General features: G+C 72.0%; 12 protein-coding genes. 4 read left to right on the top strand and 8 right to left on the bottom strand.

Going from position 1 to position 14,138, the window contains the following annotated elements:
• Positions 1-63: 63 nt before the first annotated feature.
• Entirely contained in the window at positions 64-735 is a 672-nt protein-coding gene (locus tag AB0D85_RS20910) for a DedA family protein (RefSeq protein ID WP_362322179.1), read from the top strand.
• Positions 736-792: 57 nt separating this feature from the next.
• Here AB0D85_RS20910 and AB0D85_RS20905 read toward each other — a convergent pair whose 3' ends face one another.
• The 4 genes from AB0D85_RS20905 to AB0D85_RS20890 form a co-directional block, all read right to left on the bottom strand.
• Positions 793-1,155, bottom strand: coding sequence for a carboxymuconolactone decarboxylase (locus AB0D85_RS20905; protein WP_362322177.1), 363 nt, complete (start codon positions 1,153-1,155; stop codon positions 793-795).
• 182 nt (positions 1,156-1,337) lie between these two features.
• Complete coding sequence (locus AB0D85_RS20900) at positions 1,338-2,243, bottom strand: hypothetical protein (protein WP_362322175.1); 906 nt, start codon at positions 2,241-2,243, stop codon at positions 1,338-1,340.
• A 4-nt stretch (positions 2,244-2,247) separates the two neighbouring features.
• On the bottom strand, positions 2,248-3,342 hold the full coding sequence (locus AB0D85_RS20895; RefSeq protein ID WP_362322173.1) for an NlpC/P60 family protein: 1,095 nt from the start codon (positions 3,340-3,342) through the stop codon (positions 2,248-2,250).
• A 175-nt stretch (positions 3,343-3,517) separates the two neighbouring features.
• On the bottom strand, positions 3,518-4,039 hold the full coding sequence (locus AB0D85_RS20890; protein WP_362322171.1) for a hypothetical protein: 522 nt from the start codon (positions 4,037-4,039) through the stop codon (positions 3,518-3,520).
• 783 nt (positions 4,040-4,822) lie between these two features.
• Between AB0D85_RS20890 and AB0D85_RS20885 the strand changes: the two genes are divergently transcribed.
• Positions 4,823-5,098 (top strand): hypothetical protein, encoded by a 276-nt coding sequence (locus tag AB0D85_RS20885; RefSeq protein ID WP_351713601.1) that lies wholly within the window; start codon positions 4,823-4,825, stop codon positions 5,096-5,098.
• Positions 5,099-5,583: 485 nt separating this feature from the next.
• Entirely contained in the window at positions 5,584-7,056 is a 1,473-nt protein-coding gene (locus AB0D85_RS20880) for a sialidase family protein (protein ID WP_362322168.1), read from the top strand.
• A 120-nt stretch (positions 7,057-7,176) separates the two neighbouring features.
• On the opposite strand, the gene AB0D85_RS20875 is transcribed toward AB0D85_RS20880, so the two are convergent.
• Both AB0D85_RS20875 and AB0D85_RS20870 read right to left on the bottom strand, forming a co-directional pair.
• On the bottom strand, positions 7,177-8,358 hold the full coding sequence (locus tag AB0D85_RS20875) for a magnesium and cobalt transport protein CorA (protein WP_362322166.1): 1,182 nt from the start codon (positions 8,356-8,358) through the stop codon (positions 7,177-7,179).
• Positions 8,359-8,691: 333 nt separating this feature from the next.
• On the bottom strand, positions 8,692-9,339 hold the full coding sequence (locus AB0D85_RS20870; protein ID WP_362322164.1) for a LysE family translocator: 648 nt from the start codon (positions 9,337-9,339) through the stop codon (positions 8,692-8,694).
• 64 nt (positions 9,340-9,403) lie between these two features.
• Here AB0D85_RS20870 and AB0D85_RS20865 point away from each other — a divergent pair, with 64 nt between their 5' ends.
• On the top strand, positions 9,404-10,144 hold the full coding sequence (locus tag AB0D85_RS20865) for a LysR substrate-binding domain-containing protein (protein WP_362322162.1): 741 nt from the start codon (positions 9,404-9,406) through the stop codon (positions 10,142-10,144).
• A 95-nt stretch (positions 10,145-10,239) separates the two neighbouring features.
• Here AB0D85_RS20865 and AB0D85_RS20860 read toward each other — a convergent pair whose 3' ends face one another.
• Together AB0D85_RS20860 and AB0D85_RS20855 are read right to left on the bottom strand one after the other, a co-directional pair.
• Positions 10,240-11,031, bottom strand: a complete 792-nt coding sequence (locus tag AB0D85_RS20860) for a serine protease (RefSeq protein ID WP_362322160.1) — start codon at positions 11,029-11,031, stop codon at positions 10,240-10,242.
• A gap of 203 nt (positions 11,032-11,234) precedes the next feature.
• Entirely contained in the window at positions 11,235-14,036 is a 2,802-nt protein-coding gene (locus tag AB0D85_RS20855; RefSeq protein WP_362322158.1) for an AAA family ATPase, read from the bottom strand.
• Positions 14,037-14,138 lie beyond the last annotated feature (102 nt).

Here is a 14,138-nt window from a genome sequence, read left to right as displayed (position 1 = left end):
GGCACCTGGGCCGGGCCCGCGCCGCCGCCCGCCCGGTAGCCTCGACTGCAGAGGTGATCCGCGATGACCGCACCGCCCCTGCCCGGGGTGTTCGCCGACCTGGCCCCGCTGCTCGACCACTGGGGGTACGCGGCGGTCGGCGGCCTGCTCCTCCTGGAGGACTTCGGTGTGCCGGTCCCCGGGGAGACGGTGCTGATCGCCGCCGCCGTGTACGCGGGAGCGGGGCAGCTGAACGTCGTGGCGGTCGCCGTGGTCGCGTTCCTCGCCGCCGTCTGCGGCGACAACATCGGCTACGCGATCGGCCGCTTCGGCGGCCACCGCCTGGTGACGCGGTACGGCCGCTACGTGCTGCTCACCCCGGCGCGCGTCGCCAGGGCCGAGGCGTTCTTCACCCGCCACGGCGGCAAGGTCGTCACCGTCGCCCGCTTCGTCGAGGGACTGCGCCAGGCCAACGGCATCGTCGCCGGGCTCAGCGAGATGCCCTGGCGCCGGTTCCTCGTCTTCAACGCCCTGGGAGCGGCGCTGTGGGTGGGCGTCTGGGTGACCCTGGGCGCCCTCGCCGGGGGCCACATCGGCACCCTCTATCCGGAGATCCAGCGCTACGAGTTGTACGTCCTCGGCGCGGTGGGCGCCGCCCTCGCCGTCGTAGCCGTACGCCACCTGCTGCGCCGTCGCGCCGAGCACACGCCCCGGCCCGCCCCTGCCCCGGACGACCAGGAAACCCCGGCCCCCTGACACCCGGCGCTGCGGATCGTCAGGGGGCGGCGGACGGCCCTGCTGTTTCAGGCTGTTTCAGGTGATGGTGCGGCTGTCGGCCTCGGCCTGGGCTATGGCTTCGGCCTCGCTGTCGGCCAGGTCGAGTGCGACGCCGAAGGCCTGGGCGATGTGACCGGCCGCGGACATGACGCGTGCCGTTCCCACGACGGGGGCGATCGCGACGAGGAGATCCTGCAACTGCTCGACGGTGAACTGGGCCTTGATCGCGGGGTTGACGTGGGCCAGGTAGGAGATCGCGGGGGCGTCCATGGCCACCAGCGCGGCGATGCGGCTGAGGATGAGCGTGCGCTCGTCCATGTGGCAATGCTCGATGGAGTCGATCGTCATCGCGGCGATCGTGTCGAGAACGGGAGTGTCGAACTCAGGTGCAGTAGCCATGACGAGACTGCCTTCCGGTTCCGGTTCCGGTGCCGCAGGCGGCCGGTCCGCCACCCGCTGCACGCGGGAGTCCGCATGACCGCCCGGCGATGACGAGTCAAGCCTAGGCATCGCCGAGCGGTGACGCGCGGCGAGCCGGACGGGCGGGGCCGCGCACGCCACCGCCCGTCGGCGGGCGGGGATCAACGCGGCCGGCGGGTGAAACGCCGCAGCCCCCGCCGGGTGGGCTTGAGGGGCTCGTCCTCGGGAGCGACCGGCTCGTCGCCCGCGGTCAGGGCCGGTGCCGTGCCAGATGCCGTGTCCGGGGCCGACACGGACGGGCCGCCCCGTTCGAGCCGGCTCTTGACTGCCTGGGCCATGGCCTGGTGGGACGGTTCCAGCAGCAGGCCCGCCGAGGAGAGGTGCTCCCACATGCGCAGCAGTTCCTCTCCGCGGGTGGCCACCTGGCCGTCGTCCAGGAGCCGTTGCCAGGCCGCGGTGGCGCGGGCCACCTCGGGCGCCGCCCGGCCGAGGTCGGTGCGGCAGCGGATGCGTGCGACGGTCAGGGCGAGGACGGTGGAGAGCATGTAGTCGCCGCGCAGATACGCGAGGTACGCCTCGATCGCCCGTGCCTCCAGCGAGAGTTCGTCCTCCGCGCCCCTGCGCAGCGTGAGGTGCTCCCGCAGCGCGCTGGCGAGGACGAACGCGGCGTGCAGTTCCTCGCGCTGCGCGTGCTGGATGATGCGTTCGACGCGGGCGAGCGGAGGGAAGGCCTCCTCCTCCGCGGCGGTACGCTCGCGCCCGGGTGGCAGGTCCTCCTCGTCGCCGATGGTCCGGCTGGAGCCGTCGGGGTACACGCGCAGGCGTGCCACCTGCATCTCGGTGCGGTCGATCACGGTGGCCGCCACCGGTGCCCCCAGGGTGCGGGCGAACATGGCGATGGCGTCGAGGATCGCCTCGTTGGGCTGCCGTGTGCCGCCCATCTCCAGCAGATGGCCGTTGACCACCGTCGACCCGTCCTCGGCCACATAGGCGTCGAGCCGGATCAGCGGCGGTGCGCTGAGCACGGGCAGGTTCCCCTTGTCACGGGGTGTCAGTGAGGAGGTCATCCGCTCAGACTCCGGGTCGGACCACACCGAGGATGGGCATGGAGGCGGCCGGGGCGGTCGTGACCGTGCGCCCGGGCCGCGGGGCGTGGACGATCATCCCATCCCCTATGTACATGCCCACGTGGGTGGCGTCGTAGTAGATGATCAGGTCTCCGGGCTGCACGGACGACAGACCGACCCGGGTCAGTCCCTGCCACTGCGCCTGCGAGGTACGGGGTATGGGGTGCCCGGCCGCCGCCCAGGCCGTGGAGGTGAGTCCCGAGCAGTCGTACGACGAGGGCCCCACGGCGCCCCACACGTACGGTTTGCCGATCTGCGCCAGGGCGAAGTCGACGGCCTTGCCGGCTGCTCCGCTCGCCTTCGTCCGGCCGTCGCCCGCGCCGGTTCCGGTCGAGGTACCGCCGCCGTAGCCGGAGTCGGCCCACTTGGCCTTGGCCTGCTGCGCCTGGTCCTTCTCCAACTGGGCCAGCTTGCGGGTCTGTTCCTTCTTGAGCCCCGCCTCGATCTGCTCGGCCTCGGCGATCTTCTTCTCGATCTTCCCCTTCGCCTCGGCCTTCTCCGCCCGGCTGGTCCGCAACTCCCGCAGCTTCTGGGCCGCGGCGTCGGTCTGCCGGCTCAGCTCGGCGCGGGCGGTCTTCTGGGACTCGGAGACGTTGACCAGGCTCCGCAACGCCTGGCGGGCCTGGGCGGCGTCGTCCAGGGCGTGCTCGGGGTGGTCGCCGAGCAGCAACTGGAGCCCGGTCGAGTCGAGATTGCCCCCGCGGTACTGCGTCCGGGCCGCCGCGCCCGCGAGGTCGTGCAGATCGGCCAGCCGGCCCTCGCTGCGGGCCAGGTCCTTGTGGAGCGACGTCAGCCGCTTCTCCTGCTCGGCCGCCTTCTCGTCCGCGGCGTCGTACGCCTCGGTGGCCACCTCCGCCGCGCGGTAGAGGCCGTCCAGTTCGTCGTGGATCTCCTCGATCGACTTGTCGTTTCGCGGATCGGGGGTGCCCGGGGTCGCGTAACTCGGGCCGGGTAACAGGGCGATCGTGCAGAAGAGGGCTGCTATGGCGGCCCGGCTCCGCAGCTGTCCGCCGCCGGTCGACACGTTGCTCAGCTCCATTTTCAGAGGTCGCGTGCGGGCGGCTCGGACGGACGACCTGTCCGTCACGGTGGCCAACGCGGGTCTCACGAAGGGCCGTTCGAGCCTTGAACACACTACCTCCCCACGGGTGACAGCCCGTTGCATCCCCGCGCGTGTCCACCTGCCCGCACGGTGCGGCACCCGGTACGTCCCGTCAGAGGGTTACGAGTTCCATGCCGAAGCAGCCGCCACCGACGGGGTACGTCTTCGAGCGGTGCCATCCCGAGGCCGCGAAAAGGGCGTCGAATTCGGGGCGGCCGGGCTCTGGGCATCGTCCCAGTCGTGCAGGATCGTCTTCGCCAGGTAGAGGTCCGCCGGTGGGGACCTCCAGGAAGAAACCGGACATCCGCCTCGCCGATCCCGATCTCTCCCCTTCCGTCCTCGCCCGCCAACTCATGTTCTCCGTCAGGCCGTTGCACCGAGCGTCTCGGAACTCGCCGCACGCCGGCATTTCGCCGACAGTAGTCATTTCATCCGTGCCTTCACAGAAGGCGGGTTCACACAGCGGCAGGAGCACCTTCGCCGCCAGGCCCGGGAAGTCGCCGAGGTGGACCTGCCACTCGTGGCGGCAGTCGTCGCAGAGTTCCACTCCTCCGAACTCGCCGGATGTCTCGGCGTCGTAGGAATCCCGGTAGCGGCATCGGCCGCAATGAGGCGTGCCGGAATTCTCCAGCATGTCGCGGAGCCCGGGGAACAGGACTTTATCCGGTGGAGGACACGCAGCACAGGTAGCCGATGTCGCCCGGATCGGCCCGCGCCGCTGTATACCGCCGTTCAGAAAGAGTGATCTGACCCGCGGGTCCTCGATCCGGAATTCCTCCAACAACTCCTGCCGGCTGTAGGAGGTCGGCGGGGTCGCACTGCCCACGGCGACGAGCCGGGGCCTCGCACTGTCGGGGCCTGTGCCCGGCACGACTGCTTCCCCTTTTCCGACGGAGGCTCGGACGAAACGGAATGACCGAAGACGACGACATCGGTCCGCGAATCGAATACGGACGGTCTCCAGAAAGAGAACCGCCTGTCCTGTGCCGGGCGCAGGGGTGTTCTGGTGACGCATAAATCCCACGCCGATGACGCTGTGGTTCAACTGCAGGCGGTGAAAACAAGGGCTGCCATCCACAGGGAATGCCGTCGCCGGCTGCCGCGCTTCGCGCAGGAGCGGTCACTCAGCGCGGTTGCCTCCCTGGATGCCCAGGACGGGCGGGGGAGAGGATGCGACGCTGGAGTGAGGGGCCCGCGAGTGGAGGTCCGAGTGCGACTCATCCGGTCCGGGGCCCTCTCCTTCCGCCTGGCGACCATGTTCCGGCGCGGCTCGACGGATGCGACGCGGAATCGTGCGGTCGGTCCCTGAGCCCGCCGGCCGGGGCACCACTCACCGGGCGTCGTCAGGCGGCCGTACCGCGTGGGTCCGGCCCGCCGGGACCCGGACCGCGCGACCAACGGAAGGCAGGTGCGTCCCATGCGCACGTCGACCCGTATCGCCGGTGCCCTCACCGGCCTGACGCTCACCCTCGGTGGCGCGGTCCTCGCCGCTCCCGCGGCCCGGGCGGACATCCCCGCCTGCACACGGATGGCCGAACTGGCCGGTGCCACCGCTTCCGACTCCGTCACAGCGGCCTGCAGCCGTGGCGTGGTCGGAGACCTGCAGAGTTGTGTCACCGGACTGACCGGAGCCGGAGTGGCGGGCGGCGCCGCGACCGGTGCCTGCCGGGCTGCGGCCCACGAACCGCGTTAGCGGACCGCTCGGGGCAGCCACCCGCCGGCAGCGGCGGGAGGCCGTCGGCGCTGTCACCGCCGGGGCCACGTCGCCCCGCTCCTGCCGACGGCCCCGGTGGGCAGAGTGACGGCACTCGCGATGGCGGACGCCGAGGAGGCGGCCGACCTGGCCGGCATCGCCGACCGGCACGCGGCACGCGGCACGCGGCACGCGCCCACGGCCCACAGCCCACGGCCCTCTCCGGGGACCGGACCCACGAGACGGCGCCGTAACACCACGACCAAGGAGCCGACCGGCACGGTGCACCCGCCGGTCGGCTCCGCCGTGCTCCTCCACGCCCCCGGGACGACTCCGTCGTTCGGCCCATCAAGGGCACCGGCCGCAACGCCGAAAAGGACCAAGCGGAGTCGCCCCACCTCGCGTTCCGGTACGCCTCCGTGCCCCAGGCCGCTCCGATGACGGCGGTCCCGTACCCCGGCCGGCAGGCCCGGAGGAGATCCCGCATGCGCGTTCCGCTGCCCCTGACCGCCGTCACCACCGCCGCGCTCCTGCTCGTCACGGCCACCGGCGCGGCTCCCGCCGCAGCGGACCGGAACCCCGACGGCACACCACTGGTCAAGGTGTCCTACGGCGACCCGTACGCGAAGTGCACCATCGGAGCGAGGTCCCCCGACAGCATCGTCTACCCGGGCACCGAGGTCGAGCCGTACCTGTCCGTCGACCCCCGCGACCCCAGGCGCGTGGTCACCGTGTTCCAGCAGGACCGCTGGAACGACGGCGGCGCCCGTGGCCTGGCGGCCGGCTGGACGACGGACGGCCACATCTTCCACCGGAGCACGCTGCCGTTCAGCCTGTGCGCCCCCGGCGGCGCGGACTACGAACGGGCCACCGACCCCTGGGTGAGCACCGGACCGGACGGCACGGTCTACGCCGGCGGGGAGGGCGTCGACTTCACGAAGAGCACGCGCACCGCCCTCCTGGCGGTCACGTCCCGAGACGGCGGCCGAACCTGGCGGAACCTCACCACCACGCACGTCGACGAGCAGCCGTTCTTCAACGACAAGCCCTCCCTCACCGCCGACCCGATCCGCAAGGGCACCGCCTACCAGGTCTGGGACCGCCTCGACAACGACCCACCCGGCCCCAGCTCCCTCGACGGCCCCGGCTACATCTCCCTCACCCGCGACGGCGGCCGCACCTGGAGCAGGGCCCGGCCGTTCGTCGTCACCAGCGCCGTGCCCAACACCCAGACCATCGGCCACCTGATCGTCGTCGACCGGCGCACCGGCACGCTGTACGACTTCTTCGACACGATCACCTTGGCCGACGACCTGAACACCGTCCTCGAAGCCCACTATGCGATGGTCACCTCGACCGACGCCGGAAGGACCTGGAGCGCCCCGGTCACCGTGGCCCGGGACACCTCCGTACCGGAGGTCGACCCGAACGACCCCGCCAAGGCGCTGCGCGCCGGGGCCACCCTGCCGAGCCCGGCCGTCGACCCCAGGACGGGCACGCTGTACATGGCCTACGAGGGCTCGGACTTCTCCGCCGGAAAGTTCGACTCCGTCCAGCTCGTACGGTCCACCGACGGCGGACGCACCTGGGGGAGGCCGGAGCTGATCAGCCCCAAGGGCGTTCCGGCCTTCTCGCCGTCGATCGCGGTCGCCGAGCGGAGCACGGTCGCGCTCACCTACTACGACCTGCGCTTCCTCAAGCCCGGCAACACCACCACCCTGCCCACCGCCTACCAACTGACCACGCTGCGGCAGGGAAACCCGAAGCTCCGGACCGAACGACGGATCTCGCGGATCTTCGACTGGCTGCAGGCGCCGTTCGCCGGCGGCTACTTCCTCGGCGACTACCAAGGCCTGACGGCAGACGGCAAGGGACTACGCCCGGTGCTCACCGAGACCAACTCCGGCGCACCACAGAACCGTACGGACGTCTACACCAGCAGCCCCCGCACCCGCTGACCGACACGGCCGCCACCGGACGACCACCGGGAAGGCTACCGACCTCGTCGAATTCGTGCACGGCGACCTGCTGGAGCCGGTCGGCCACCGACAAAGCGAGTAGCGGTCGCAGCCGGTTGCTCAGAGCCAGTCCTTGCGCTTGAAGATGAGGTACAGGCTGGTGCATACGACGGCCATCAGGACGACCGCGAAGGGGTAGCCGAGTGCCCAGTGCAGCTCCGGCATCTCCCGGAAGTTCATGCCGTAGATCGTGCCGACGAGTGTCGGAGCAAACAGAATCGCGGCCCAGCTCGAGATCTTCTTGATCTCCTCGTTCTGTTCGAAGCCCGCCTCCGCCAGTGCGCGCATCTCCGCGTTCTGTTGTTGGGTGACCAGGGTCGCGTTGACCGTGAGGATTTCCGTGAGGGCCTGGCGGAAGCCGTCCACGCGTTCGCTGATGTGGGTGACGTGGTCGGCGACGTCGCGGAGGTAGCGCTGGAGTTCCTCGTCGGTCTCGTACTTCGTGAAGCCGGCCATCAGGCCGTGCAGCATGCCGACGAGGGGGCGGGTGGCGCGCTGGAACTCGACCATCTCGCGGGAGAGTTCGTAGATACGGCGGGAGACCTCCGGGTCGCCGCGGAAGACCTCCGTCTCGATCTCGTCGATGTCGTTCTGGACGCCGGAGACGACCGGGGCGTAGCCGTCCACCACCGCGTCGAGTATGGCGTAGAGAACCGCCTCGGGGCCGAGTTTGAGGAGGTCGGGGGAGTCCTCCATACGGCGGCGGACCGCGGAGAGGTCGGGGGCCGCGCCATGGCGGACCGTGATCACGAAGTCCGGGCCCACGAAGACGTGCAGTTCGGCGAAGTCGACCTCCTCCGGCGCGTCCAGATAGCGGGCGGCGCGCAGGACGACGAAGAGCGTGCTGCCGTACCGTTCCAGCTTCGGACGCTGGTGGGCCTCCATCGCGTCCTCGACCGCGAGCGGATGCAGACCGAACTCCGAGGCCAGCGAGAGGAGTTCGTCCGAGGTGGGACGGGCCAGCCCGATCCACGCCATGCCCGCGGACTGCTCGCGCAGCTCCCGGTACGTCTCCGCGAGGGTCGCCGGCGTCGAGACGCGCACCCCGTCGCGGTACAGCGCCGCCTCCACGATGCTCAGCGGCTCGCCGGACTCCACGGCCGGCCCGGCGCCGGGCTCCGGCAGCTCGGCCGTGTCCTGCTCCGGCGGCAGCGCGCGGCGCCAGACCGACCTTCTGGTGCTGCGGCCGTTCCTGCCGTTCCCCGCGTTCTTCGAGACCGGGCTGGGGCGTCGCTCGGACATCGCGGGCCGCCTCTCGGTGGAGCCTGCATCGACGTGATCCGTGTGATCCATGTGATCCGCGTGGGCCAAGTGATCACGCGTGATCAGTGAGTCTCGCAGCAGGATATACGGGGCATACGGGCCCGGCGGAGGGAATCCGGGGCGGGACGGGGACGGAATTCGGTGAGAGACGCGGACAGGAGGTGTCCGCCATGGGGATTAGCGTGCGCGGTATGACCAAGAAGCCGTCCGGACCGGTCCTCGGCACCCGCGCCCTCAACCGCGCCACCCTCGACCGTCACCCCGGCACGCCGTACGACATCCGGTTCGGGACGGTCGTGGACAAGTGACGGGTCAGTCCGCCCGGCCCGTCACCGCCACCGTCACACCCAGCCCGATCATCGCCATGCCGCCCGCGCCGCCGATGAGGGACAGCCGGCGGTCCGAGCGGGCGAACCAGGTGCGGGCCGCCGACGCGGTCAGGCCCCACAGGGTGTCCGTGACCAGGCCGATGGAGATGGGGACCAGGCCGAGCAGCAGCATCTGGGCGGGGACACGGCCGGCCGTGTGGTCGACGAACTGGGGGAGGACCGCGGCGAAGAAGACCACGCCCTTGGGGTTCGTGGCGCCCACCAGGACGCCGTCCAGGACCGTACGCAGATCGCCGCGCGGTTCGCCCGCCGGGGCCCGCCGGATCGCCGAGGCCTTCAGTTCCCTGCGGTGCCGGAAGGCCTGGACGCCGAGATACACCAGGTAGGCCGCGCCCAGCAGCTTGACCGTCAGATACACCGTCACCGAGCGTTCCACCAGCGAGCCGATGCCGAACGCGACCGCCACCACCAGCAGGTACGAGCCGAGGACGTTGCCGACGGCGGTCGCCACGGCGGTGCGGCGGCCGTGGGCCAGCGCCCGGCCGATCACGAACAGCACGCTCGGTCCGGGGATCGCGATGACCAGCAGTGACATCGCCGCGAAGGCCAGGATCCGGTCCGTGGACACCATCTGCCTCGCTCCTCACCTGTCGTGCGTTCCGGGCACATTCAACAGGGCCTCCAGTGTCGGGGCCATGGAACTGCGGCAGCTCACCTATTTCGTCGCCGTCGCCGAGCAGCTGCACTTCGGGCGGGCCGCCGAGCTGTTCGACCGTTCGCCGCGCCGGGTCCGGCTCACCGGCGCCGGTGAGCGGCTGCTGCCCGAGGCGCGGGCCGTACTGGCGGCGGCGGAGCGGGCCCGGACCGCCGTCGCCCCGCCGACCGGGCTCCGGATCGGCACCAGTACGGGACTGGGCGTGCACCTGGACCGGGTGCTGGCCGCATTCGCGCACCGCGCGCCGGACGATCCCGTCGAGCTGCACTCGCTGCCGGTCGCGATGGGGGTGCCCCCGCTCGAGCGCAGCCGAGAGTGGGGGAGCCCGGCCCGCGTCGCGGGCGGGCAGCTGGACGCCGCGTTCGTACGGGCCGTGGAGCCCGTGCCCGGTGTACGGGTGCACCCGCTGTGGCCCGACCCCCTGGTGGCCGCCCTCCCCGCCACGCACCCCCTCGCCGAGCGCGTGGAGATCGGCGTGGCCGAGCTGGCCGGGCTGCCGCTCGCGCTCACCGAGCGGCGTGCCAACCCGGCCCTGGTCGACCTGGTCGTCGGCGCCTGCCGCGAGGCCGGCTTCGAACCGCTGCCCGGACCGTCGCCCGGCTCCCACGCGCGCGTGCTGCACAGCCCCCGGGTGGCCTTCGTACCGTTCCGCGCACCCGGCCTGGCCCCGGCGACCGGCCTCACCGTGTCCGCCGCCGGGCGGCTCGCCGCCGACAGGTAGGCACACGCATGGATAGGGGGCGCTGCGGGCTGCTCGTGGAAGCCCGCAACGCCCCCCGGTTTCGCACCTGAGTCGTACTCAGGAGATCTTCCGGGTCACGAGTTGACCTGCGTGGTCACCAGGTCCGAGAAGGTGGTCAGCCGGGTGTAGACACCCGGGTAACCCGCCTCCGCGCACCCCTCGCCCCAAGAAGTGATCCCTGCCAGGACGCCCCCGATGAGCAGGGGACCGCCGCTGTCGCCCTGGCAGGTGTCTGTGCCGCCGGAGGTGTATCCGGCGCAAACCATGTCGGTCTGGACGAAGTCCGAACCGTAGGAGCTCTTGCAGCTGGAGTCGGACACGATCGGGACGGTCGCGGTCCGCAGCTGGTTGGAGGAGCTGCCGTTCTCCGAGGTGGTGCCCCAGCCGAGGATGCGGGCCGTGGTGCCGGCCGCGTACACGCTCGTGTCCGAGGCGGAGACGTACGACGCCGGGGTGTACGACATCGACGTCGCGAGGGTCAGCACGGCCACGTCGTCGCCGTTGGTGGCGTCCGTGTAGGACGGGTTGATCCAGATCTTGCTGACCTTGCTGACCGTGCCGTTGGTGCCGTTGAGGTACGTGCGGCCGCCGACCACGCGGACACTGCTGGTGGACTCGCCCTCCATACAGTGCGCGGCGGTCACCACCTTGGTCGCCGACACCAGGGTGCCGCCGCAGAACTGGCTCCCCGACGCATCCGTGATCTGCATCATGAACGGGTACGCGGTCGTGGTGGTCGTGGTGCCGCCGACGATCGGCTGGGGGGCGGCTGACGCGGTGGGGGACGCGATCAGCCCGGTCGCTGCGGCGGCAGCGGTCGCCACCAGGAGGGTGGCGGCCTTTCTTGCGCGGTTTGGCCCGAACATGAGTCTCCTCAGTGGGGGTTGCCGGTGGGGGGTCGCGCGGGTGTGGGGGGTTGCACGGGGGTCGCGGGACCGACCCCCGTATGCCCGGGCGAGCGGCACATCCATAAGCTAGGACCCGGAACCCCACCCTCCCAATGAGGGAACCCCCTAGGGGGATGGGGGAGGGAAAACCCTCGGTCCGCCTCAGTTAACCGGGAGCGCTCTCACTTCGCGCGTCGCCCTGCGGCCAAACGGACTATGTCCACGCGCGATCGGATGCCCAGCTTGCGGTAGACACGGGTGAGTGTGGCCTCCACCGTCTTGACGCTGATGAACAGGCGGGCGGCGATCTCCCGGTTGGTGGCGCCCTCCATGACCAGCGCGGCGACCTGACGCTCCATCGCGGCCAGCCCGTCCAGGACGGCGGGCTCGGCCGGCGCCTCGACCTGCGGTTCCGGCGCCGAGACGGCCTCGTCCACCTGCCGCAGCCAGGGCAGCGCCCGGCACCGCCGGAACAGCCGGGTGGCCTCGTCGTACGCCTCCGGGGAGCGCCGGTCGCGCAGCGGGGCCAGGGCGAACGCGGCCCGGGCCTCCTCCAGGCCGTAGCCCAGTTTGGCGAACCGGTCCTGAGCCGAGGTCAGCTGGGCCACGGCCGCCTCGTGCTCCCCGCGCGCCGCCCGGACCAGGGCCTCCGCCCGGTCGAGGGCGGCGAGAACACTCTCCCGGCCGAGCCTGAGCGCGTGCTCCCGGGTGACGTCGATGACGTCCTGCGCCTCGGCGGTTTCACCCACCCGTACGAGTGCCTCGGCCAGGTCGCCCTGCCAGCGGCCCCGCGCGGGGTCGGTGATGCCGAGGCTCTGCTCCAGCTCCCGCACCCGGCGCAGCGAGCGGACGGTGCCCGCGGGATCGCCTGCCACCAACTGGGCGTATCCGAGCGCGCCCAGCGCCCGGGACAGGTACACGGTGTCGCCGTCCTGCTCGGCGTGCTCCACCGCCTCCCGGGCCAGCGCGAGCCCTCGGTCGACGTCGCCGCCGGAGGCCTCGGCCAGCGAGGTGAGCATCGCGGAGGCGGTCTCGCCGATTCCGCAGTCATGGGCCAGCCGCAGGCCCTCCCGGGACAGGTCGAGGGCGCGGCCGCAGTGCCCGGAGCGCAGTTCGGTCTCGGCGAGCCCGCGCAGGAAGTGCACCTCGCTCTCCACCTGGCCGCGTCGGCGCACCTCGCGCAGCAGCGCGGTGACCGTGGCCCGGGCCTCGGCGAGCTGGTCGCCCATCACCAGCCAGCGGAACCTGGCGCTGCCCGCCCCGTTGTGATGGCACGACACGTTGGGGTCCTGCGGCTCCTTCAGCGCCCGCTTGATGGTGGCGGGCGCGGCCGGATGGCCCATCAGGGTCTCGACCTGGGCCTGCAGGGACAGCGCGAGGAGTTCCGTGCGGCGGTCGCCGCCGCGCGCGGCGAGGTCGGCGGAGTGCGCGGCCGCCTGCCGGGCCTCGGTGAAGTCGCCCTCCACGATCAGTGCCCGCCAGGCCAGCTGGTAGTGGACCAGGCCGAGCAGCCGCGGGTCGTCGCCGGCGTCGGCGAGGGCGTGCGGGAAGGCCGCGTCGACCTCCGTCATGGTGTGGCCGGCGGAGTCGATCACCAGGATCCAGGCACGCACCCGGTCCGCCGGACGGGTGGCGTGGGTGAGCACCTCGCGGGCGATGTCCTGGGCGAGGTCGACCTCGCCCGCGCTGGTCGCGTCCTCGGCCGCCTGGAGCCGGCGCTCGACCGGGCCGGGCACGTTGTCGACCGGGGTGTGCCGGGCGGCGAGCAGCCCGATCTGGGCGGCCACCGAGGGCGCGCCCCGGTCCCGGGCCTCGGTCGCGGCCTCGGCGAGCCGCGCCGCGACCTCGGGGTCGGTGCCGGTGGTGGCCAGGGCCAGATGCCGGGCCCGCTCGATCGGGTCGGAGGCGGCCGTCGACAGCGCCGCGTGCGCGGCCCGGCGCTCCTGGGCGGGCGCCTCCGCGTACAGGGCGGCGGAGATGAGCGGATGCGCGAAGCGTACGGCCGGACCCTCCGGCTCGGTGGCCAGCAGCCCGAGTTCGGCGGCCTGGGCGCACTCGGCCTCGGCGTTCTCCCGGCCGGCCGCGTGCAGCAGGGCGTGCGTGGGGCGGGCACCGGCGCTGGCGACGAGCAGGGTGCGGCGGGCCTCGACGGAGAGCATGTCGAGGCGGCTGAGCACCAGGGCGCGCAGCGAGGTCGGCACCGGCAGGGGTTCACCCGGCCGGGGCGGGGTCGGGTTCTCGGCGAGGGCGCGGCCCAGTTCCAGGGCGAACAGCGGATTGCCGCCGCTCGTGCGGTGGATCTCCCGGACCGTGGACCGGGTCAGCCCGGCGTGCCCGCGGTGGTCGAGCAGCTCGGAGACCTGCTTGCGGTTGAGCGGGCCGAGGCGTACGGCGACGGTGTCCGGCGGCGACGCGCGTAGGTGACGGTCGTACTCCTGGCCCTCCGTGCGGACCGCGCACAGCAGTTGGACCGGGGTGCCGCCGAGCCGGCGGGCGGCGAAACCGAGGAGTTCGGCGCTGGCCGGATCCAGCCACTGCAGGTCGTCGGCGACGATCAGCACGGGGCCCTCGGCGGCCAGCACGCGCAGCGCGGACAGGACGGCGAGGCGCAGGGCGAGGCCGTCGCGCTGGAGGGTGGACTCGCCGCGGCCGGTGAGCGCCGATTCCAGGGCGGTGCGCTGGGCGCCGGGCAGGTGGGGCGCGACCTCGTCGAGGACCAGCCCGAAGAGGTCGGCGAGCGCGAGGAAGGGAAGGTGGGATTCGGACTCGGTGGCGGAGCAGCGCAACACGGTGCGGACGGTGCCGGAGTATTCCGTGTCCAGCGTCCGCAGGACGGTCGATTTACCTATTCCGGCGGGCCCGTGCAGGAGCACGCTGCCGGCCGAGGCGAGCTGTTCCCGGGCCGCAGTGACCAGCTCCGCCCGGCCGATGACCAGGTCGGGGCGGCATCTGGCAGGCTCCTGGAAGTCCCGTCGCACGGTCACCGCTCCCCTCGTGTGTCGTGTCCCAGCCAAATTCTAGGCAATGAACCCTGAAATTCGGCCGAACGGCGTGGTGAGGGAAATAACAGCGCCCCCGCAGCTGGA

Origin of the sequence: Streptomyces sp. NPDC048277 (assembly GCF_040652235.1) — a bacterium.
In the GTDB taxonomy this organism is placed as follows: Bacteria; Actinomycetota; Actinomycetes; order Streptomycetales; family Streptomycetaceae; genus Streptomyces.
This window is presented reverse-complemented; position numbering and strand designations above follow the sequence as displayed.